A 22,048-nucleotide genomic window follows, 5' to 3' on the forward strand; every position below is an offset into this window, starting at 1 on the left:
CTCAGCCTCCCTGCATCGGGGCGACGACCTCGATGCGGTCGCCGTCGTTCAAGATCACTTCAGCGCGCTTGCGAGCCGGCACGAAATCGCCGTTCACCGCCGTCGCGACGATGCGGCCGGCATAGCCGAGCTCGGCCAGCGCCTCGGCCAGCGTCTTCGCGGCGATCTCCTGCGGCGCGCCGTTAAGCAGCAAGGTCATGCAGCATCTCCGGTCGTGATTGCGGGTTCATCACGGCATCCGCCGCCATCCGCGCCATGGCGGGGCTGAGCAGGAAGCCGTGACGGTAGAGCCCGTTGACATGGATCACCCGGCCGCGGCGCGTCAGCCGCGGCAGGTTGTCGGGGAAGGCCGGGCGCGCATCGGTCCCGATCTCGACGACCTCCGCCTCACCGAAGGCGGGATGCAGCGCATAGGCCGCGCCGAGCAGCTCCAGCATCGAGCGGGCCGAGATGCGGCTGCGCTCGCCGCTCTCGATCATCGTCGCGCCGACCATGAAGATGCCGCCGGCCCGCGGAACGATGTAGAGCGGGATGCGCGGATGCAGCAGCCTTACGGGGCGCGACAAGCGGACCTCGTCGCTCTTCAGCAACAGCATCTCGCCCTTGACGCCGCGCAGATCAGGCAGGACGTCGCGCGCCGAAAGCCCCCGACAGTCGAGGACGATCTCGGCATCGAGATCGGCCGGTTCGACCGCGCTGTCGAAATGCACCGCCACGCCCTTTGCAAGGAGGCGTTCGGCCAAGGCCGCGATCGCCTTGCGCGGATCGAGATGCGCCTCGTCAGCGAAGAACAGCCCGCGCGAAAAGCGCCCGGCGAGATCGGGCTCCAGCCCAGCGATCGCCTCGCCATCGATCTCCTCGAAATGGCTGGTGCGCTGGCCGAAGCGGCGCAGCTCCGAGCGATCACGGCTCGGCGCGACGACGAGCGTGCCCCGGCGAACCACCCCGTCCGCGTGCCGCTCCCACCAGCCCGCTGCCTCATGGCCCAGCCGGATCACCGGCTCCTCGGCGCTTTCGCCCTCGCACCAAGGGGCGAGCATGCCGCCGGCATACCATGAGCAGGCTGCGGCACCGATGCGCGGGCCGCGCTCATGGATGGTGACCTGCGCCCCGCGCGCGACCAGTTCGGTGGCGCAGGCAAGGCCAACGACACCGGCGCCGACCACCGCGACGTTCATGTTCCGATAAGGGCTGGATGCAGCCGCCATGCTTTTCCCTGCTCCCGGGAAGGCAGCGGCCAAAGGCGCGAGCAGCTTTGTCTGCGAGCCGAAGACCGTTCCCTTCGCCGGCATTACCCGGATCAGGTGCGATGGGTTGGCGCGACGCGCACCTCTCAGCCTTTCGGCACCCCAACGGACAGACGCAATCTAATAAGCGGATCACCCCGGGGCAAGGCAAACCGACGCAAGACGCCGTTGCAACGAGCGCCGCCTGGAGGGGCGCCGCCCACCTAGCGCTCCCGTGCGAAGGAGTGCTCTGCGCCCTCTGCTGCCAACATGCACAGCGAACCCGAAGGAAGTTGTCGGCAAGGCTTGTCAAAGGGCGCTGCAATCGGGCATAGAGCCTCTCGCCGGAGACGTGGCCGAGAGGCTGAAGGCACTCGTTTGCTAAATGAGCATACCCCACAAGGGTATCGAGGGTTCGAATCCCTCCGTCTCCGCCACTCCCTCTCTAACATCCTGAAATCGCGTATTTACTTCCCGAGTCGCGACGGTTCTAACAAAACTGTCTCACAAAGCGCGCAACGGCCGGCTTTGGAACATCAGGGGCTGCTCGACAGAAAGTCGATGGTCCTGCGTCGTCAATTGATATTGATTCGATAGCCCGACCCGTCGAGCCAAGGTGTGTGATAGAGGCGAAACAGTTCGACGCTGGGCGATCAGCGCAGCAAGCGTTACGAGCTGCATGACAGGCCGCCGGACGGGCGGGTCACACACGCCACGACATTCGCGAGCACTCTCCCCAGAGCCGGACGTCGAGGCGGCTAAAATTCATGGCGACACATCGCTAGTCGCGAGCTAACTTAAAATCATTCCAATGAGAGACCCCTTTCCTCATCGAGCAGCAAACGAGACCCATGCCACTTCGTTCCCTTGTCGAGCCTGAAGAATTCGCCGTGTTGGAAGCAGGTTTCGAAGAGGCGTGGAGCGCGATTGGCAGCGATTCCATCTCGGATCCGCTCATGGTTTCCGCTCAGCGGGAACGTTTGGCTCACATCATCATCGGCCTTTGGAAGTCGGGCACGAGCGACCGAGCTGCACTGGTGTCGGGCGCAGTGCAGCAGTTCTTGGCCGTCGCCGAAGACACGCCGACCCCGTTGGATATTCGCGTCGATGTAACCGAAGATAAGCAAGAACATTGACCGCATGATGTCTCGCCTGCGGCAATAGCCCAAACCGGGTATCAATCGAGAACCCCTCGCCCCTTCAAGTGCCGGTGGGTTGGCCAGCGCGATGAGCGGGCACCTGCTATGATCCACCCTTGCCGCCGCCTAAATCTGTGTGCGCAGAAGGCCTGCCAGCCAGTCGGAGAATCTCTCGCTCATGGGTCTCTGTCGCCATTTGGTTATCGTGTAGGGTGTCGAGCGCTTCAGATCGGACAAGAACATCGCGATCTGATGGCGTGCGAACTCCCGATCGTAGAAATTGATGTTCGCCTCGTCGTTCAGGCGAAGGGCGCGCTCGTCGATGTTGGTGGAGCCTACCGAGGTCCAGACGTCGTCGACGATCACGAGCTTGCAGTGATACATCGTTGGCTCGAATTCATGGATCTTGATGCCGGCCTCGAGCAATTCTCCCCAAAAATGCCGCGATGCTTTCTGGACAAGGCGCGCATCGGTCCTCTCGCCCGGCACGATGATTTCGATGTCCACGCCGCGCTTTCTCGCCTCCAGCAATTGCTGTCGCGTGATCGCGTCAGGAACGAAATAAGGGGTGCCGATCCGGATGCTCTTTTGAGCCGCGGCAAGCGCCGTCATCAGCATGAGATGCATGACGTTGCGTTGATGAGTCGAGCTGACGACGACTTGGGCATCCAGCTGTCCATCGGGTTTGATGGACGGGAAGAACCGGTCTCCCATCAATAACTCGCCTGTTGCCTCGATCCAGTGTTCGGCGAACGCGGCCTGCAATTCCGAAACCGCGGGTCCTTCGAGCCGATAGTGATTGTCGCGCCACTCGGCCGCAGTCCTGGCATCGCCATTCCATTCGTCACCGATACCGACGCCGCCGGTGAACCCGATCCGGCCGTCGACGATGAGGAGCTTCCGGTGTGTCCGGTTGTTGATCCGGTCCAGCGTGCTCCATTTGACGGGACGAAATTTGACCACCTCCACGCCGGCCGTCTGCATTCGCTCTATGAGCCTCTCCTCCATCGGGATGCTGCCAACCCAGTCGAGAAGAACCTTCACGCTCACTCCATCGCGGGCCTTCTGAGACAGCACATCGGCGAATTGGTCCGCGATATCGCCTCGCCAGTAGATGTAGGTCTCGAACGTGATCGTGTTCTTGGCGCCGCGAATGGCACGAAGCATGGAAGGGAAAATCTCGTTCCCATTGACGAGCGTCTCGACCTTGTTGCCGGGGATGGCGTTGGAGCCGAAAAGTGCTCCCATCGAGGTCCTGAACTGATCGTCGGAAGATGCGAGATGGTGAGGCAGCGGCTGCTGCAGGTCCCTCCGCTCAGGCATAAGGTTGGCGACGATCAGGCATCCGATGACGCCGGCCGCAGCTGATAGAACGGCAATGGCAAAAGGGTATTTTGCGAACTTCATGCGGCCCCCCGCCAGTACGGCAACGAAGTTCTCGAATTCAACGAAGATCGGCATCAGGTATAAGCAACCTGCGAGACGATAGGTGTCGTAGCCAACACAGCGCTGCCCCAGCCAGAGAAGACCACCCACCCCAAGCACCCGAAACCGTTTCAGCGTCTTGGTTTGCTGCTGTCGGTTTCAGGTGCGCAACTGGGCGAAATGCGTTCTATCGCGGCCGGCGCTCTCAGGCTTACCAATAGCGATAATAGCCGAAGTCGCGAGCTCGCCTGCCATAGGCGCGAGCATGCGGAGGCGGCCCCCCATAATAGCGACCGTAGCCATGTCCATGGTGCCAATGGCGCGAACCGTGCCAACCCTTGTGGCCTTTGTACCCGTGGCCACCATTCTTTATCTGTTGGATATGGCCAGGCGCCTCCAGGCTCGTCAGACCTGCCACAGGGGCGGCTTGGGACGTCGATGGCGAGCCGAAGCTCAGCATGGCTGCTGCAACGAAGATTAACTTTCGCATCGGTTCCTCCTCAAAGAAGCATCGCGATAATCACATGCCAAGCAGCGGGCTCTGGAAATCAACACACCCGCTGCACGGCGCCAGACGTCAGTCGCAGATGCGCATACGGCGCTCGACAACCTCGCCATAGCGATTGACCCGACGCTTTATGACGATACGGCAATCGTCATCGTCGTCATCGAGCACAGCGGGCCCCTGGAAGCCACGCCGCTCCCCAGCAAAGCGGTAGCCACGGGGCTCGTGATAGCGCGGGCCGTCATATCCCGGCCGGTCGATTCCGAACTCGAACTGGACCTGCGCCTGGGCAGGAGCGCTGAAGGCGGCGGTGGCCGCGACAGCAGCGGCGATCAGGATTGGCCGTAACATGGCGTTGTCTCCTTGGTTGATCAGGGTGAACCCGATCGAAGGAGCCCACCCGGTCACGAGTGGGCTCCCGTTGATCATTCGATGATCTGAACGATCTTGCGTGTCTTTGGCTCGACCAGGACGGTCTGGTCGTTGATCACCGTGTAGCGATATTCGGTCTTGCCATAGCGGGTCGGAACCTCACGATAGGTGACCGTGTCGGGCAAGGTTGCGCCGACGACCACCTTCTCGCGGTAAGCCACCGACGGCATCTTCTGTTCCCTCACATAAGTGCGGAACTCGGTGCGCTGGTCGGCCGCGATTCCGCCGACAATCGCGCCCGCAGCAGCACCGCCGACCGCACCCACGGCCGCCCCGGCCGGTCCGCCGACGATCGCGCCGCCGACCGCACCTGTGGCCGCGCCGCTTGCGGCTCCACCGGCCGCGCCAGAATTAGACTGCGAGAACGCGGTCGCCGGAACGATGGCCAGCGCGGCGACCACAACAAGATTCTTGATCATGGTACTTCTCCCTTTGATGGCTCCCCCGCCGCTTAGCAAAACGGCTGGCCGGATTGCGTGTTCCATGAATAACCGTTCATAATGAGAGGCTTAGCGCGAGCGCTTGCTCAAGGTTGTGCCGCCGCCGCTTCCATTTCTGCCTGGGCGTTTGCGCAAACCTTTGCGTGCCCGGCGGAAACCCTGGCGTGACAACGACGCATCGATTGAAACCGGCGTACATTCGGGAGGCCGCAATGATTGGCATTTGCAGCGCTGGTCATTCCGAGCACGGTCTTCCTGGCTAAACCACGCACAGCCCGATGCGGACACGACCGACGTCTGCAAGTTCGAGGTCGGTGTGATCGTGGTCGATCAGCCACAGGCCACGGATCGAGCTGCTGTTCAGATCGACGGCGAGGCGCGGGCCCTACATTCTGGACCGGCGAACTTTGCCTTGTCTCCGTTAGCCGAAGCAGCGCAAGCGAGCGCCACCTGTTCCTCGGAAGTCGATACGCACCTAGAAGCGATCGGCCGCGAAGGGCTCGAGGTCACAGAATGTTGGCAAGCCTGTCATCGCTTCCGCCAGAAGCCGCCCGGTGGCCGGCCCCAGCGTGAAGCCGTGATGGGCATGGCCGAACGCAAACCACAGGTTGCGATGCCGGGGAGCGCGACCGATGACCGGCAGCATGTCGGGCAGGCAGGGGCGCGCGCCGCGCCAGGGCTCGGCGTCGAGGCGCCGGCCGAGCGGCATGATCCGCCGCGCGATCTGCTCCGCCCTGTCGAGCTGCCAGGAATCCGACGGCTCGTCGCGGCCGGCGAGCTCGATGCCGGTGGTCAGGCGAATGCCGCGCCGCATCTGGCTCAACACGAAACCGGCCTGCGCGTCGCAAAGCGGATGCTGCGGCGTCGCCTCGTCCACGGCCTCGTAATGCATGTGATAGCCGCGCTTGAAGCCGATCGGGAAGCGATACCCGAAACGCTCGCAGAAATCGCCCGACCAAGGCCCCAGCGCGACGACGAGTTCCGGTGCCTGCCAGTTTCCGGCATCGGTCGGCAGGCGCCATTCCGTGCCTTCGTGACGCAAGGCGAAAGCGTCAGCCTTCGTCAGCGCGCCGCCACGCGCGCAGAAAAGCTCGGCATAGGCGCGCGTCACCGCGCCTGGATCGCTGACGGTGACGGGGTCGCGCCAATGCAACGCACCGGCCACGGCGCCGGACAGCAAAGCAGGCTCGCGGCTGCGTAACGCGCCCAGCTCGAGCACATCATAGGTGAGCCCGTAGCGCTGCAGCTCAGTCGCAGTACGGACCGCCTGCTCAAGGGCGCGAGGGTTGCGGTAGAGCTCGATCCACCCCTCCCCCCGCATCAGCGCTTCGGTGCCGGCGGCTTTCGTCCAGTGCCGGTGTTCCGAGATACTGCGCTCGATCAGCGGCAGGATGGCGCGGCCCAACCTGTCGAGCCGGTCCGGTGCCGAATTCCACCAGTAGCGCGCCAGCCAGGGCGCCATCCGCAGCACAGTCGCCGGCCGGTAGCGCACGGCGATGGATCGGTTCGAGGCGAAGGCGGCGAGCGTCGCGAGATCTCGGGGGAAAGCGTAGGGAACGACGGAGGAACGCTCGATCAGCCCGGCATTGCCATGGCTGGTTTCCGCTCCCGGCTCGCCGCGATCGACCAGCAGGACGGTGCGGCCGCGTTCCTGCAGATGCAGGGCGACGCTGACGCCGATGATGCCGGCCCCGAGCACGATCACGTCCGCCTGCCGTGTTTGGGCCTGTCGTGTTGCAGTCGTCATCGCGCCGGGCAGACCCGTCCCCACCTCGCCCGACAAGGGGCATAGCCGAAGACGAGCCTCAAACCGAAGCGATTTGCAAGAAAATAAAAATCCTTTGACACTCTGAAAGAAAAATTTCTTGATGAGGCATCGCAGGGATTTTCGATGTCGCAGACTCTCCGCCAGAGATTGCAGGCTTGCCTCGCCAACGGCTCCAGGGCCGACAAGGCGCTGGCGAGCTACATGCTGGCGCAGATGCCGAGCCTGCCCTTCGAGACCGCGGCCAGCCTGGCGGAGAAGGTCTCGCTCAGCGAGCCGACGGTCGGGCGCTTCTGCCGGACGCTCGGCTACAAGAGCCTGAAGGACCTCAAGTCGAGCCTCGCCGAGGAGATCGGCGACAGGCCCTGGCTGATCAGCGACCGGCTGCGGGATTTCCAGCAGCGCAGCCTCGCAGGCGACGACCAGCTCGCGCGCAGCCTGCAGCTCGAGATCGCCGGCCTCGTCAGGCTCTACGAACTCGCCCAGAGCGAGGAATGGAAGCGCGTGGCGCGCCGGCTGGCGACCTCGCCGTCGGTCTACGTCACCGGCTTTCAGACCGAGCGCGGGCTCGCGCAGTATCTCGCCAATCAGCTCCAATACCTGCGCGACGGCGTGCATCTGGTCGACCTCGCCGCCGGCAATTTCTCGGAGTTGCTGCTCTCCGGCGAGGCTGGTCGCTGCCTCGTCATCTTCGAGGCGCGGCGCTACTCGCGCATGGCCAAGCTACTGGCGCAGGAAGCGAAGGCCGCAGGCATCGCGACCACCCTCGTCACCGATTCCTTTTGCGACTGGGGGCGCGAACTGGTCGACGAGATGCTGGTCGTCTCGACCGAGTTCAACCTGTTCTGGGATTCGACCGCCCATATGGCGAGCCTGAGCAACCTCATGATCAACGCCGTCTTCGTCGAGCTCGGCCCGCAGGTCGAGCAACGGCTGAACCGCATGGCGGAACTCTACGGCCGCTTCACCGGCCATGTCGGCGACAACTCCGGCCCGCTCGGCTGACGGTCGCTGCCATCCACGCCTTCGCAGCATCTCGAAACAAAAGGGGAAACGGGATGAAGACGATGATGAAAGGGAGCCTGCTGGCGCTGGGTCTCGCTACCCTCGCCGCAACCGTGGCGTCGGCACAGGAGGCGACGTTCGTGATGACCGCGCGTCTCGTCGGCGCGCCGACCTACAACCCGACCAAGGCGACCAAGCTCAACACGGCGACGACGCTGATCTTCGACCGTCTCGTCGTGCAGGACGCCGACCAGAGCTTCCATGGCCAGCTCGCATCCTCATGGGAATCGAGCCCCGACGGCATGCAGTGGACCTTCAAGCTGAAGCCCGGCGTGAAATTCCATAACGGCGAGCCGTTCAACGCCAAGACGATCGAGTGGTGGGTGCCCCAGTTCAAGGGCACCGAGAACGCCTTCACCGTCGAGGCGATCGAGCGCGTCGAGGTCGTCGACGACCTGACCGTGCGCTTCCACATGAAGCACCCGGATCCAAACCTGCTGTTCAACCTCGCCACATCGTTCATGTGCGTTCCCGAGCCGAAGGCCTTCGAGGCGCTCGGCGACAAGTTCGGCGTGACGGAGGCGATCGGCACCGGCCCCTACAAGATGCAGCAGTTCACCGTCGGCCAGCAGACCGTTCTGATCCGCAACGACGACTACGCCTGGGCTTCCGACCTGTCGGCCAACAAGGGGCCCGCCAAGTTCAAGAAGCTGACCTTCCGCGAGATCGGGGAGGAATCGACGGCCTATCTCGAGCTGAAGACGGGCGGCGCCGACATGCTGGTCAACGTCCCGACCGACTTCCTGCCGCGCATCCAGGCCGACAAGGCAGTGAAGCTCGTGACCATTCCCGGCAACGAGCTGGTCTACATGCCGATCAACACCAGCGTAGAGCCGTTCACCGACATCAAGGTGCGCGAGGGGACCGCTTTCGCCGTCAACCAGAAGGAAATCCTGAACAGCCTTTACGGCGGCAACGGCGCGGCTGCGGACACCTTCCTGATTTCCTCGCTCAGGGAGTCGCAGGTCGATCCGAAGGCCAGGATTTCCTACGATCCGGAGCGCTCGAAGAAGCTGTTCGATGAAGCCGGCTGGAAGGCAGGCCCCGACGGTATCCGCGTCAAGGACGGCAAGCGCCTCGAGGTGAAGCTCTGGACCCAGAACGGCACCGAGTTCAAGCGCCTCGTCGAGATCGTCCAGGCGCAGCTCAAGGCCGTCGGCATGCAGGCTGATATCAGCATCGTCGACGCCGGGTCGATCAATGCCCAGTATCGCAAGAAGACCGAGCACCAGCTCGCGATCCGCTCCTATCAGTGGACCAATGCCGACATCGTCGACTGGTTCTTCGCTGCGAAGCGGGCAGGCTATCCCAACGTCTCGATGTTCAACGACCCGGAAGCGGAGCGGCTGAACGACATCGCCATGAACAAGTCGAAGACCTGGGACGAGCGCGTCGCGAACTTCACCAGGTATCATGAGTACGTGCTGTCGCAGTACCCGTTCGCACCGATCTACCAGCCGGCGCAGAGCCTCGCCTATGGCAAGCGCATCGTGATGCCGGAGAAGATCCGCGGGACCGGGCTCTACGGGCCGACGATGCTCGACATCGCTCCGGCGAACTGAGCCTAGATCGCTGCGCGTCCGATAGGACGCGACAACGGCGATCTATCTTTCTGTTGCCGCATCGGATTCTTCCGAAAAGTGGATCCCACTTTTCGGTCCGATGCTCTAGGCCATGGCCGCACACGGGAGAGATCCTTGCTGCGCTTTGCGATCCGCCGGTTCGCCATGCTGGTGCCGGTGTTCCTCGCCGTCTCGCTGGTGATCTTCATGATCATCCATCTCGTGCCGGGCGACCCGCTGGAGCATCTGATCCAGGTCGGCTCGTCGCCCGAGCAGCGAGCGCAGATGATCGCCCGCTACGGCCTCGACCAGCCGCTCCTCGTCCAGTACGGGCGCTGGCTCGCCAAGATCGTCACCGGCGATCTTGGCGACGCCATCGTGATGCGCCAGCCCGTCGCGCGGCTGATCGCGGAGAACATGCCGCACAGCCTCGCGCTCGGCGGCGCGGCTCTCCTCTTCTCGACGACGGTCGGGATCGTGACCGGCGTGCTCGCCGCCTCCTTCCGCGACAGCCTGTTCGACCGGACCGTGATGGGCTTCATCCTGCTCGGCTCGACGCTGCCGAGCTTCTGGCTGGCGCTCTTGATGATCCTGATGTTCGCCGTGCAGTTCGAGTGGTTTCCGGTCTCGGGCGCGCGCAGCTGGGATGCGCTGGTCCTGCCGGCGCTGACCATCGGCATCGGCGGCACCGCGCTGATCGCCCGCGTGACCCGCGCAGCGATGATCGAGATCGCCGGCCGCGACTTCGTGCGCGTGCTTCAGGCCAAGGGCGTACCGTTCTGGCGCATCCAGCTCCGCCATGTGCTCCAGCAGGCGATGCTGCCGGTGATGACCATTCTCGGCCTGCGGATCGGCTGGATTCTCGGCGGCGCCGTCACCGTGGAATACGTTTTCGCCCGGCCGGGCCTGGGCTCCCTGCTGATCACGGCGCTCGGGCAGCGCGATTATCCGCTGGTGCAGGGCTGCCTGCTGATGCTCGCCATAGCGGTGATGCTCGGCACGCTGCTCGGCGACCTGGCCCAGGCGGCACTCGATCCGCGCCTGCGCGAAGCCATGGGTGCAAGATGATGGGTGCAAGATGAGCCGTCCGTCCCTTGCAGGCCGCCTGGCCCGTTCGCCGCGCGGCGCCATCTGCGCGCTCTTCCTGCTCGCGCTCGTGCTCTGCGCGATCTTCGCGCCCTGGATCGCGCCCTATGACTATGCCGCGCAGAAACTCTCCATCGCCAACACGCCACCCTCGGCAGCGCATTGGCTCGGCACGGATGAGTTCGGGCGCGATCTGCTCTCGCGGATCATCCAGGGCGCGCGCACCTCGCTCAGCGTCAGTGTGCTCTCCATCGCACTCTCGGTGATCGCAGGCGCGACGCTCGGCGCCGCAGCCGGTTATTTCGGCGGCGTCTTCGACCGGGTCGTCACCGTCATCGTCGACCTGACCTGGTCCTTCCCGGAAATCCTGCTGGCACTGATCCTGATCGCGATCCTCGGGCCGGGGCTGCATTCCACCGCGATCGCCATCGCCATTGCCTATCTCGCGCAATTCACCCGGCTGACGCGGGCGCAGGTGATGGCGCTCCGGGGCGAACTCTTCGTCGATGCGGCGGTGACGGCTGGCGCGGGGCCTGGGCGCGTGCTGTTCGCCCATCTTCTGCCCAACGCGATGACGCCTGTCATCGTCGCCGGGATGCTCGCGACGGGCGATGCCATCGTACTCGAGGCGACGCTCGGCTTCTTCGGGCTCGGCGCGCAGCCGCCGGTCCCGAGCTGGGGGGCGATGATGAGTTCCGGTACGGCGCAGATCTTCATCGCGCCCTGGATCATCATCTTCCCCGGCCTCGTGATCGCCACCACCGTCATCGCCATCAACCTGTTCGGCGACGCGCTGATCGAGGCGCTCGATATCCGCCGGCCGCTGCGCGACGGCTGACGACCACCATCGGACAGAAAAAAGAGAGACCGCAGGGAACGCCATGACCTTCACCGTGCTGACCGCCGAGTTCTCGCATGAGAGCAACACCTTCAGCCGCTGCCCGGCCGATTATGCCGCCTTCACGGATCGCGGCATCCGGCTTGGCGACGAGGCGATCACGGAGCGTGGGGAGGCGAATACCCCGATCGCCGGATTCCTCGACATCGGCCGCCCGGCCGGCTGGCGGGTAATCCATGCGATCAGCGCCGCCGCCCAGCCCTCGGGCCCGGTGACGCGCGATGCCTTCGATCGCATCGCCGACGTGATCGTCAATGCGGCCAAAGCCCATGCCTGGACGATCGACGGCGTGCTGCTCGGCCTGCACGGCGCGATGGTGACGGAGTTCTGCGAGGATGGCGAAGGCGAATTGCTGGAGCGGCTGCGCGCTGTTCTCGGCCCCGACGTGCCGATCGGCATCACGCTCGATCCCCACGCAAACGTCACCCGGAAGATGACCGAGCTGGCTGATATCGTCGTCTCCTACAAGACCTATCCGCATGTCGACGTCCGCGAGACCGGGCGGCTGGCCGCCGACATCATGCAGCGCACGATGGCGGGCGAGATCAGGCCGGTGACCTTGCGTGCCGAACGGCCGATGTTGGAGGAGGTCAATGGCGGGCGCACCGATATCGGCCCGATGGTCGAGCGCATCGCCAAGGCAAAGGCCTACGAGAAGCAGACGGATGTCTTCGCCGTCAGCGTCAATGGCGGCTTCGGCAATGCCGATATCGAAGAGGTCGGCCCCACCGTCCTCGTGACCTGCCAGGGCGATCTCGACCGGCATCGCGGCTTCGCCGAGGCGCTGGTCGATGACATGTGGCAGTGCCGCTTCGAGATGGTGACGCCCTTCCTCTCGGTGGACGACGCCGTCGCGGAGGCGGCCGCCTATGTCGCGACATCCGGCCCGCTGATCATCGCGGACTATGCCGACAATCCCGGCGGCGGGGGCTATGGCGATGCGACAGGGCTGCTCGAAGGCATGATCGCGGCCGATCTCAAGGATGCCTGCTTCGGCCCGATCGTCGATCCGGAGACTGCTGCCGAACTGCACCGGGCACAGCCAGGCACGGCAGTGTCCGTCAGGCTCGGCGGCAAGGTCGATCCCGAGATCGGCGGCGGGCCGCTTTCCGTCACCGGCACGCTCGTCAGCCTGAGCGACGGTGACTATGTCGGGGACGGGCCGATGATGGGCGGGCTGCACGCGAGCTGGGGGCCCTGCGCCGTGCTGCGCGTCGGCGACATTGAAATCCTCGTCACCACGATCCGCGCGCAGATGAACGACCTGCAGCAGTTCCGCGCCTTCGGTATCGATCCAGCAGCGAAGCGCATCGTCGGGCTGAAGTCGATGCAGCATTTCCGGGCCGCCTTCGAGCCGATCGCCGGCAAGGTGATCGTCTGCGACAGTGGCGCGCTCTGCACGCCGGACCTGACCAAGCTGCCCTATCGCCGCGCCCGCCGGCCGATCTTCCCGCTTGATAAATGACAGCGGACGTCAGCTCGAGGGGCGTGCATATTCCGCCTTTACCGCGCCGAGCGCGCGGCAGCTCAGCGCGCGCGCAACCCCCGTGCGGCATTCATTGCTCGCCTGAGAGCGGTTAAAGCGGCCCCTGCGGCGATGATCCAGAGAGCGATAATCAGCACCTCGTTGTGGCCGCGCCAAAGCGGCTCCAACAGTGACAGGAGGGCCGCCATGGTGATCACCGCCATACGGTGCTGCTTGGCCATCGGGCCGGAGAAATCGGCCGGCAGCCCGCAGGCGCGACCGAGTTCACGCGTGTAAGCGGTCAGGACTGCAAAACCGGCAGCCGCCCAACCCAAGGCTGGAATGCCAACCCCGTAACCGGCGCCGACAAGGATCAGGATATCGGCAACGCGATCGGGGAACTCGTTCCAGAACGGCCCATCGGGCGCCTGCTTACCCCCTTCGATCGCCACCATTCCGTCGAAGAGATTGCAGAGCAGCCTGAACTGGCAGAACAGCGCAGCCGCCAGAAGAAGGGCCACGCGGGTGCCTGCCCCGGCCGTACCCGCCTGCCAAAACGCCACGCCGGCGAAGGCGGCCATCACCATGCTTGCCATCGAGATCTGGTTCGGCGTCACTGCAGCAGCGCTCAGCCTGCGGGCGATGGCGCGCGCCCAGCCGGAATCGCGGCTGGCGAGCGGGCGTCGATTCTCGTCCTTCGCCATGGTTCAGGCCTTCCGGATGCGCCAGAGCGAATAATTGTAGAGCGCGGCGTAGCTCGTCGCGACGGTGAGCGGCACGGCGATGGTGCGGAGGATCTCGGGCGTGCCGCCGATCGTGTGGAGGATCGTCAGCAGGCTCGCCGAGACGAGGCCGGCGATCACCGGCGGCCCCAGCAATGCGGCCACGCCGGAGAAGCGGCTGGCGAGATATTCGATGCAGCGCTTCAGGACCAGCGTGATCGAAGCCGAGATCGCGCCCTGCAACAGGCCCGCATGGAGCGGCGCCGGCATTGGATGGGCGCGGTTGGCGAAGGCCGCCCAGCTGCCCATCGCGACGAAAGCGAAGGCGACATGGACGACGCTGCTGCGCATCAGGCGTGCGAGCGGCCAGGTCATACGGCCGACCATCCGTAGCGGACCAGATGGAAGAAGATCGGAGCGGAGAAAACAACGGAATCGAGCCGGTCGATGAAGCCGCCATGGCCAGCGATCAGATGGCCCCAATCCTTGACGCCGCGATCGCGCTTGATCGCCGACATGACGAGCCCGCCGAAGAAGCCCAGGAGGACGATGACCAGCGAGAGGAAGGCGGCCTGGAGCGGCGTGAACGGCGTCATCCAGGACAGGCCGGCACCGACGGCGGTGGCGCTGAGCGCGCCGCCGACGAAACCCTCGACCGTCTTCGAGGGCGAGAGCTTCGGCGCGATCTTGGTGCGGCCGAGCAGCTTGCCCCAGACATATTGCAGGACGTCGCTGATCTGCACGACGATGACGAGGAAGGCGATCAGCAGGACGTTGCGTCCCTGGTAGCCGGCGATGTCGAGGCTCAACAGCGCCGGCACATGCGAGGTGCTGAAGACGCAGATCATCAGTGCCCACTGCACTTCGGCGATGCGCATGAGGAAATGGTCGGTGTCGCCGCGCAAGGCGGCGATGATCGGCATGAGCAGGAAGGCGTAGACGGGGATGAAGATCGAGTAGAGCCCGTACCACTCGATCCAGATCAGGTAGTACTGCACCGGCAGCACGATGAAGAAGGCCGCCGCCAGCGCCCAGTGGTCCGCCCGGCGCGTATCGGTCAGCGTAATGAACTCACGCAGGGCTGCGAAGGAGCAGAACGCGAAGAGCAGCGTTACGCCGGTCTTGCCGCCGATCAGCGCCAGCCCCATCAGCACAACCATGACCCACCAGGCCCGGATGCGGTCGTTCAGGTTCTCCACCACAGCATGCGACCCGTCGGGCGACAGCCTGCGCTGCAGCGCGTAGCCGACGACGGAAGCCGCGATCAGGACGACGAGCAGGCCGGCCAGCACAGCGACCAGATCGGGATGCGGCATGGTCATGACATGTTCGACTTCGGTGACAGGGCGAGCAGGGCCGCCTCCGACCTGGCCAGGAAATCCTGCTTGGTCTCCGCTTCGGCAAGCCGGAGCGGCGCGCCGAAAGTGACGGTGCAGATCAGCGGGATGGGCACGAACTCGCCCTTCGGCATGACCCGGTTGAGGTTGTCGATCCAGGTCGGCACGAGGGCGACGTTCGGACGCGCCTTCGCAAGATGGAACAGGCCACTTTTGAACGGCAGGAGCGGAGCCTGCGTCATATTTCGCGTGCCTTCGGGGAAGACGATCAGGGACGAGCCGGCATCCAGCGCTTCTGTCATCTGGACGATCGGATCACGTGTCCGGCTGGCGCGATCGCGATCGATCAAAACCGCGTTGAAGACATCACAACCGATGAAGCGCCTCATGCGGCTTTTCAGCCAGTAATCGCTGCCCGCGACTGGCCTGGTCGCAAATCGCATCCGACGCGGCAAAACGGTCCAGATCAGGACGAAGTCGCCATGGCTCGCATGATTGGCGTAATAGATCTGCTGCTCGGCGGCCGGCGCCACGCCTTCCCACCGCCCACGGACAGCAGTCAGGAAGCGGGCAAAGAACAGGATCAGCGTGCCCGCCAATCTGACCAACGCTCCCCGCATATCCCCGCCCCGCTTGTCGCCCATCGCTGAGGTAGCGTTCAATTCCGACGCTGTCGATATTGTTTTGGAGTCCGAATTGGTTTCGGAGGGCTGGATCAACGCCGCGAAGATCCGCATTCGCGGGGATGCCGAACGTTGTTCCGCCGGTCGATGGCCCAAATCGTCAAGATGAGACTGAAATTGAGGCTCTCCGGCCCGTAAGGGGCGATAGAGAATCTGAACCGAACCTTCGGCGCGGCAGTGCCATTACCGAATAGCTTCTCATCTGTCGGAAACTGGTCATATTGAATTCACCGCCAGGGAATTGCGTTGCACATGTCGTGCTTGCCGATCCCGGTGAGATTATTCCGAAGCGGCACCGGATCGCACCATTTCCGAACATCGAGTGGCGTCCGGAGGGCGGGCTCTCCAGCAGGTGAGCGTCACAATTCCGGTTGCTCCGGCCCAGCGTCAGATGAGCCAGAGCTGAAAACTGCCCATCCGCCTTTACACGACTCCGCGCGCCATGTTGAAGGGCCTTCAAACCGAGTCCTTCGGCACCGCCAAAGGTGCCGTCAGGCGATCAGGAGGAGTGCCCGCATGGTCAAGGAATTCACCGGCAAACGAGTGATCGTGATGGGCGGCAGCCGCGGCATCGGGCGCTCCATCGCGCTGAGGTTCGCGGCCGGCGGCGCGTCCGTCTCGATCTGTGCGCGGGGCGCCGGACCGCTCGAGGCAACGCGCAGGGAAATCGCGGCGCTCGGCGTCACGGCTCACGGGGCCAGCGTCGATCTCGCCGACGCAAGCGCGATCGAGGCCTATGTGCCCGAGGCGGTGAAGGCTCTTGGCGGGCTGGACGTCCTCGTCAACAACGCCTCCGGCTTCGGCCATTCGGACGATGAGGAGGGCTGGGCCGCCTCGCTCAACGTCGACATGATGGCTATTGTCCGCGGTAGCCATGCGGCGATCCCCCATATGAAGCCGGGCTCGTCGATCGTGAACATCTCGTCGATCTCGGCCTTGCGTGCCTCATCGCGTGCGGCGCCCTACGGCGCCATCAAGGCGGCGGTGATGCATTACACCGCGAGCCAGGCGAAGATGCTGTCGCGCAAGGGTATCCGGGTGAATGGTGTCGCGCCCGGTTCGATCGAGTTCCCGGGCGGCTCGTGGGAGGATCGGAAGACGTCGAACCCCGAACTCTATCAAGCGACGTTGGCCAGCATCCCCTTCGGCCGGATGGGCAAGCCCGAGGAAGTCGCCGAGGTCGTGCTCTTCCTCGCTTCCAACAAGGCCAGCTGGGTCACCGCCCAGACCATCGTCGTCGACGGCGGGCAACTCGTAGGACCCTGATCTCGGTTCGTCGACGCAGCGGTAATGGCTCCGTCGCGAACACGCCGGTTGCATTTGCTCGGCAGAAGCTGCGGATCAGGCAGGTGCGGCTCGATGGCCACGCGAAGTTTCATGGCGCATATGCCGGGAAGCCCCCCGCCACCGGGCGGGCTTCCTGTAGCCCTCGATGTCATGGCTGCGGCGGTCACGCTGCATCGATGGCGTGTCCCATTCGCTTGGCGAACGTGCATCGCCGTTCCATTCGCTGCCGGGAGCGAAGCGGCTTCCGGCCGGATTTCCTGTGTGAAGGAAAGTCTCGAAAAATGATCACTGGCGCGCTTTTGACCGGCTGCGTCAGGGTCTGAGTCTACCCTTGAGGCAACGCGACCTTGATGTGGCCGCAGCATTAGGAGATCGTGGCATCTCCTTTGGCAGCAACGAGCTTTGTCCTTGAGCGCGACCTCCTCCCAGTCCTCCGTGCACTATGAGCCCGACGAACAGGTCGAGCGCATCAAGGCAGAGGTGGTGCGCAAGCTCACCTATTCGCTCGGGAAAAACCCGGCTGTCGCTCAACCGCATGACTGGCTGACGGCGGGTATCCTCGCCGCACGCGACCATGTCGTCGACGTCTGGCAGAATTCGACGAAGGAGAGCTACGCCACCGGGCGCAAGCGGGTCTACTACCTCTCGCTGGAGTTCCTGATCGGCCGATCGCTCGCCGACACGCTGAACAATCTCGGGCTGACCGGCGCGATGGCGCAGGCCATGCACGAGTTGGGCGTCGACCTCAACGACATCGAAACCATCGAGCCCGATGCCGCCCTGGGCAATGGCGGCCTCGGCCGGCTCGCCGCCTGCTACATGGAGGCGATGGCATCGACCGGCGTCGCCGCGCTCGGCTACGGCATCCGGTACGATCACGGCCTGTTCAAGCAGCGCATCGACGGCGGCAAGCAAGTCGAAGTGCCGGAAGACTGGCTCTCCTTCCGCAATCCGTGGGAGTTCGAACGGCGCGAGAGCGCCTACAAGATCGGCTTCGGCGGCTCGGTCACCGGCACTGCCAAGCCCGGCGAGGTCTTCTGGGCTCCGGAAGAAACGGTCTTCGCCGTCGCCTACGACACGCCGATCGTCGGCTGGCGCGGCCGGGACGCCACCACGCTGCGGCTGTGGCGCGCCCGCGCGATGCACCCGCTTTCGCTCGACGCCTTCAACCAGGGCGACCTGATCGGCGCTGTGGCGGAGCGGAACCGCGCCGAGGCCATCTCGAAGGTGCTCTATCCAAACGATTCCACGCCGGTCGGCCAGGAATTGCGGTTGCGGCAGGAGTTCTTCTTCACCTCCGCATCGTTGCAGGACCTCGTCCGGCGGCATTATCGACAGTTCGGCAAGCTGGACGATCTCGCCGAGAAGGCGTCGATCCAGCTCAACGACACGCACCCTGCGCTCGCCGTGGCGGAGCTGATGCGGCTGCTGATCGACCAGCACAAGATGGAATGGGAGCAGGCCTGGGCAGTCACCAACGCCACGATCTCCTACACCAACCACACGCTCCTGCCGGAGGCCCTGGAGACCTGGCCGGTGGCGCTGATGGAGCGGCTGCTGCCGCGCCACATGCAGATCATCTTCGGTATCAACGCCCGCTTCCTCGACAGCGTGCGCCGCGACGCGCCCGAGGCCGACCTCGCCGCGCTTTCGCTGATCGACGAGCATCACGGCCGCCGCGTGCGCATGGCCCATCTCGCCTTCGTCGGCTCGCACAAGGTGAACGGCGTCTCGGCGCTGCATTCCAGCCTGATGAAGGAGACGGTCTTCGCGCCGCTCAACGGCGTCTTTCCGGATCGCATCACCAACGTCACCAACGGGATCACGCCGCGCCGCTGGCTGTTCGGCGCCAACCCCGGATTGACGAAGCTGCTTGAAGAGACGTGCGGAGAAGCGGTCACCGACGATATCGGCCTCATCCGCCGGTTCGGCGCCCATGCGGGCGACAAGGCCGTCCATGAGCGCCTCATCGCCATTCGCCGCGAGAACAAGCTGAAGCTGGCCAAGATCATCCGCCAGGATTGCGGGGTCACGGTCGATCCCGATGCGCTATTCGACGTCCAGATCAAGCGCATCCACGAATACAAGCGCCAGTTGCTCAACATCCTCGAGACGATCGCGCTTTACGATGCGATCCGCTCCGAGCCCTATCGAGACTGGGCGCCGCGCGTGAAGATCTTCGCCGGCAAGGCGGCGTCGAACTACGCCACCGCCAAGTCGATCATCAACCTGATCAACGACGTCGCCGCCGTGGTGAACAACGACATCACCACGCGCGACCGACTCAAGGTCGTCTTCCTGCCGAACTACAATGTCAGCCTGGCCGAGATGATCATTCCGGCCGCCGACCTCTCGGAGCAGATCTCCACCGCCGGCATGGAGGCCTCCGGCACCGGCAACATGAAGTTCGCGCTGAACGGCGCCGTCACCATCGGCACGCTCGACGGCGCCAATATCGAGATCGGCGAGCGCGTCGGCGAAGACAACATCGTCATCTTCGGCATGACGGCGGAACAGGTCGAAGCGGCCAAGCGCAACCCGCGCCCGACAGCCGATGTCATCCGGGAGGCACCGCACCTCGAAGGGGTGCTGGATGCCGTCGCCAGCGGCGCCTATTCGCCGCGCGATCGCGACCGCTATCTCGGCCTCGTCGAGGGCCTGCGCGCCAATGACTGGTTCATGGTGCTGAACGACTTCGAGAGCTACCGCCAGGCACAGAGGCGGGTCGATGCGCTCTGGGGCGATCCCGCGCAATGGTGGCGTATGGCCGTGACCAACACCGCCCATTGCGCCTGGTTCAGCGCCGACCGCGCCATCCGCGAATATGCCGATCGGATCTGGAACGTGCCGGCCGGCTACGCTCCCAAGGGCTGAGATCTTGGCCGGACATCGCCCGTTCGAGTCTACACGCCGCACGCAACGTCTCGTGCTCCGATGACCCGCTGGTCCGTCGTCCGCAGCGCCTGCCCGGCGGAGCTGGGGGCGACGCCGACGCGGGATGGCGTGGCTTTCGCCGTCTTCTCCCGGCACGGCGAGCGCGTGCATCTATGCCTGTTCGACGAGGGCGGCGAAACGGAGGTCGCGCGGCAGCCCCTGCCAGTCCGCAGCGGCGACATCCATCATGGCTTCGTGCCGGGCGCGCGGCCGGGATTGCGCTATGGCTTGCGGGTCGAGGGTCCCTGCCAGCCCGAGCAGGGCCATCGCTTCGATGCATCGAAGCTGCTCGTCGACCCTTATGCGAAATCGGTCGATCGCCCGTTCCGATGGGACCCGCGCCTCGTGCAGCGTGGCGTGGATTCGGCCGGGCTCGTACCCCTGGGCATCGTCACCGCCGACGATGCTGCACAGGTCGTCGCTCCGCGATCGCCGGGTTTCATCTATGAGCTGTCCGTCAGGGCGTTCAGCATGCACCAGCCGGCTGCGCCGGAAGCGCTACGCGGCACGCTGGCGGCGCTGACCGAGCCGGCACTGATCGCGCATCTCAAGAAGCTCGGTGTCAGCCATGTCGAGTTGATGCCCGTTGCCGCCTGGATGGATGAGCGGCACCTGCCGCCTCTCGGGCTGCGCAATGCCTGGGGCTACAACCCCGTCAACTTCTTCGCGCTCGATCCGCGATTGGCTCCGAACGGGGCGGCCGATCTCGCAGCGCTGTGCGCGACCTATGACCGCGCCGGCATCGGCGTGATCCTGGACGTCGTCTTCAACCACACGGCCGAAAGCGACGAACACGGCGCCACCATCTCGCTGCGCGGCCTCGATAACGCGGTGTATTATCGCCATGCCGAGGACGATCCCGGCCGGCTGATCAACGACACCGGCTGCGGCCACACCATCGCGCTCGATAGCGCGCCGGTCGTGCGCCTGGCGATGGACGCGTTGCGCCATTGGCGCCGCCTCGGCGTCTCCGGCTTCCGCTTCGACCTCGGCACCGTGCTCGGGCGCACCGCCACAGGTTTCTCGCCGGACGCGCCCTTCTTCTCCGCCCTCCTCCAGGATCCGGACCTCTCGCAGTCGATCCTGATCGCCGAGCCCTGGGACATCGGGCCTGGCGGCTATCGCCTGGGCGAATTCCCCGCCCCCTTCGCCGAATGGAACGGCCGCTATCGCGACGATGTCCGCCGCTTCTGGCGTGGCGACAGCGGCATGGCCGGCGCGTTGGCGACGCGGCTTGCCGGCTCCTCCGACCTCTTCGCCGCCCGCCATCGCGGCCCGCAGGCGAGCGTCAACTTCGTCACGGCCCATGACGGCTTCACCCTCGCCGATCTCGTCAGCTACGCCGCCAAGCACAACGAGGCGAACGGCGAAGGCAATCGGGACGGCGACAATGACAGCCACAGCTGGAACGACGGCGTCGAAGGTCCAAGCGGCGATCCCGCAATCGAGGCGACGCGGCGACGCGACGCCCGCGCCCTGCTGGCGACGCTTTTCCTATCGCGTGGCGTCCCGATGCTGACGGCCGGCGATGAATTCGGACGGACCCAACGCGGCAACAACAATGCCTATGCCCAGGACAACGACATCACCTGGCTCGATTGGGCGTCAGTCGACGGGGCCCTGATCGACTTCGTCGCGGAACTGATGCGCCTGCGCCGTGCCCATCCCGTTCTCGGACAGCACAGCTTCCTCACCGGCAATGGCGATCCGCCCGACGGGCTCTGGCTGAAGCCGGACGGCCAGCGCGTGGCCGACGGCGAATGGTCGAAGCTGGATGCCTTCTGCCTCCAGCTCAACGACGCAGAGGAGAGCCTCCTGATCGCCATCAACCGTGGACGTGAAGCCATGCCGTTGTCGTTCTCTACGGGAGCTTGGACCAGGCTGCTCGCATCGAACGAGGGTGCAGCCGGCGAATTGCCGCCCCGCAGCGTCAGCCTCTGGCGCCGCACGGCCTAGAGCACATTGATTTTGCACGGAACCACGCCGTCATTCCGGGGCGGGCCGCAGGCCCGAGCCCGGAACCCATGAACACGACGGCCCATCCAAAAGCGCGCCGATCCGACGGGTCTTCTCGTTT

At 64.8% G+C, this 22,048-nt stretch carries 19 protein-coding genes, 1 tRNA gene and 1 riboswitch; of the genes, 10 read left to right on the forward strand and 10 right to left on the reverse strand.

Going from position 1 to position 22,048, the window contains the following annotated elements:
- Position 1: 1 nt before the first annotated feature.
- Complete coding sequence (gene thiS, locus AC2FAN_RS03910; RefSeq protein WP_265052737.1) at positions 2–199, reverse strand: sulfur carrier protein ThiS; 198 nt, start codon at positions 197–199, stop codon at positions 2–4.
- Positions 183–1,178, reverse strand: a complete 996-nt coding sequence (gene thiO / locus AC2FAN_RS03915; RefSeq protein WP_485173048.1) for a glycine oxidase ThiO — start codon at positions 1,176–1,178, stop codon at positions 183–185. Before thiO ends, thiS begins: the two co-directional genes overlap by 17 nt.
- Before the next feature lie 82 nt (positions 1,179–1,260).
- Positions 1,261–1,362, reverse strand: a riboswitch (TPP riboswitch).
- 210 nt (positions 1,363–1,572) lie between these two features.
- On the opposite strand from thiO, the gene AC2FAN_RS03920 reads away from it, so the two are divergent.
- Both AC2FAN_RS03920 and AC2FAN_RS03925 read left to right on the forward strand, forming a co-directional pair.
- A tRNA-Ser gene (locus AC2FAN_RS03920) sits at positions 1,573–1,663 on the forward strand.
- 414 nt (positions 1,664–2,077) lie between these two features.
- Positions 2,078–2,362, forward strand: coding sequence for a hypothetical protein (locus tag AC2FAN_RS03925; protein ID WP_485172778.1), 285 nt, complete (start codon positions 2,078–2,080; stop codon positions 2,360–2,362).
- Between the two features lie 129 nt (positions 2,363–2,491).
- Here AC2FAN_RS03925 and cls read toward each other — a convergent pair whose 3' ends face one another.
- The 4 genes from cls to AC2FAN_RS03945 form a co-directional block, all read right to left on the reverse strand.
- Entirely contained in the window at positions 2,492–3,826 is a 1,335-nt protein-coding gene (gene cls, locus AC2FAN_RS03930; RefSeq protein ID WP_485172779.1) for a cardiolipin synthase, read from the reverse strand.
- Between the two features lie 541 nt (positions 3,827–4,367).
- Positions 4,368–4,646, reverse strand: a complete 279-nt coding sequence (locus AC2FAN_RS03935) for a hypothetical protein (RefSeq protein WP_485172780.1) — start codon at positions 4,644–4,646, stop codon at positions 4,368–4,370.
- Between the two features lie 74 nt (positions 4,647–4,720).
- On the reverse strand, positions 4,721–5,146 hold the full coding sequence (locus tag AC2FAN_RS03940) for a DUF1236 domain-containing protein (protein WP_265052713.1): 426 nt from the start codon (positions 5,144–5,146) through the stop codon (positions 4,721–4,723).
- A 496-nt stretch (positions 5,147–5,642) separates the two neighbouring features.
- Positions 5,643–6,914: an NAD(P)/FAD-dependent oxidoreductase gene (locus AC2FAN_RS03945; RefSeq protein ID WP_485173049.1), complete on the reverse strand. Its 1,272-nt coding sequence runs from the start codon at positions 6,912–6,914 to the stop codon at positions 5,643–5,645.
- A gap of 144 nt (positions 6,915–7,058) precedes the next feature.
- On the opposite strand from AC2FAN_RS03945, the gene AC2FAN_RS03950 reads away from it, so the two are divergent.
- The 5 genes from AC2FAN_RS03950 (at position 7,059) to AC2FAN_RS03970 (ending at position 13,008) form a co-directional block, all read left to right on the forward strand.
- Positions 7,059–7,937 (forward strand): MurR/RpiR family transcriptional regulator, encoded by an 879-nt coding sequence (locus AC2FAN_RS03950; RefSeq protein WP_265052711.1) that lies wholly within the window; start codon positions 7,059–7,061, stop codon positions 7,935–7,937.
- Positions 7,938–7,990: 53 nt separating this feature from the next.
- Positions 7,991–9,559: an ABC transporter substrate-binding protein gene (locus AC2FAN_RS03955; protein ID WP_485172781.1), complete on the forward strand. Its 1,569-nt coding sequence runs from the start codon at positions 7,991–7,993 to the stop codon at positions 9,557–9,559.
- Between the two features lie 135 nt (positions 9,560–9,694).
- Positions 9,695–10,627, forward strand: a complete 933-nt coding sequence (locus AC2FAN_RS03960) for an ABC transporter permease (RefSeq protein ID WP_485172782.1) — start codon at positions 9,695–9,697, stop codon at positions 10,625–10,627.
- A gap of 10 nt (positions 10,628–10,637) precedes the next feature.
- On the forward strand, positions 10,638–11,483 hold the full coding sequence (locus AC2FAN_RS03965; RefSeq protein WP_485172783.1) for an ABC transporter permease: 846 nt from the start codon (positions 10,638–10,640) through the stop codon (positions 11,481–11,483).
- Positions 11,484–11,526: 43 nt separating this feature from the next.
- Positions 11,527–13,008 carry a M81 family metallopeptidase gene (locus AC2FAN_RS03970; RefSeq protein ID WP_485172784.1) on the forward strand — a complete coding sequence of 494 codons (1,482 nt, stop codon included), beginning with the start codon at positions 11,527–11,529 and terminating at the stop codon, positions 13,006–13,008.
- Positions 13,009–13,070: 62 nt separating this feature from the next.
- Here AC2FAN_RS03970 and AC2FAN_RS03975 read toward each other — a convergent pair whose 3' ends face one another.
- Genes AC2FAN_RS03975 through AC2FAN_RS03990 form a run of 4 tightly spaced genes read right to left on the reverse strand, consistent with a single transcriptional unit; the run spans position 13,071 to position 15,687 of the window.
- The gene (locus tag AC2FAN_RS03975) at positions 13,071–13,712 is read right to left on the reverse strand and encodes a CDP-alcohol phosphatidyltransferase family protein (RefSeq protein ID WP_485172785.1); all 642 of its coding nucleotides are present in this window, start codon (positions 13,710–13,712) and stop codon (positions 13,071–13,073) included.
- 3 nt (positions 13,713–13,715) lie between these two features.
- On the reverse strand, positions 13,716–14,117 hold the full coding sequence (locus tag AC2FAN_RS03980; protein WP_485172786.1) for a hypothetical protein: 402 nt from the start codon (positions 14,115–14,117) through the stop codon (positions 13,716–13,718).
- Complete coding sequence (locus AC2FAN_RS03985; RefSeq protein WP_485172787.1) at positions 14,102–15,052, reverse strand: phosphatidate cytidylyltransferase; 951 nt, start codon at positions 15,050–15,052, stop codon at positions 14,102–14,104. The genes AC2FAN_RS03980 and AC2FAN_RS03985 overlap by 16 nt, the downstream gene beginning before the upstream one ends.
- A complete protein-coding gene (locus AC2FAN_RS03990; RefSeq protein ID WP_476806852.1) occupies positions 15,049–15,687 on the reverse strand; it encodes a lysophospholipid acyltransferase family protein in 639 nt (212 codons plus the stop codon). The genes AC2FAN_RS03985 and AC2FAN_RS03990 overlap by 4 nt, the downstream gene beginning before the upstream one ends.
- A 579-nt stretch (positions 15,688–16,266) precedes the next feature.
- Here AC2FAN_RS03990 and AC2FAN_RS03995 point away from each other — a divergent pair.
- The 3 genes from AC2FAN_RS03995 (at position 16,267) to glgX (ending at position 21,927) form a co-directional block, all read left to right on the forward strand.
- Positions 16,267–17,016, forward strand: a complete 750-nt coding sequence (locus tag AC2FAN_RS03995; protein WP_476806816.1) for an SDR family NAD(P)-dependent oxidoreductase — start codon at positions 16,267–16,269, stop codon at positions 17,014–17,016.
- 423 nt (positions 17,017–17,439) lie between these two features.
- Positions 17,440–19,911: a glycogen/starch/alpha-glucan phosphorylase gene (locus AC2FAN_RS04000; RefSeq protein WP_485172788.1), complete on the forward strand. Its 2,472-nt coding sequence runs from the start codon at positions 17,440–17,442 to the stop codon at positions 19,909–19,911.
- Between the two features lie 60 nt (positions 19,912–19,971).
- Positions 19,972–21,927 (forward strand): glycogen debranching protein GlgX, encoded by a 1,956-nt coding sequence (glgX, locus tag AC2FAN_RS04005; RefSeq protein ID WP_485172789.1) that lies wholly within the window; start codon positions 19,972–19,974, stop codon positions 21,925–21,927.
- Positions 21,928–22,048 lie beyond the last annotated feature (121 nt).

The sequence above is a fragment of the Allobosea sp. RIT-PG3_2 genome, assembly GCF_057321085.1.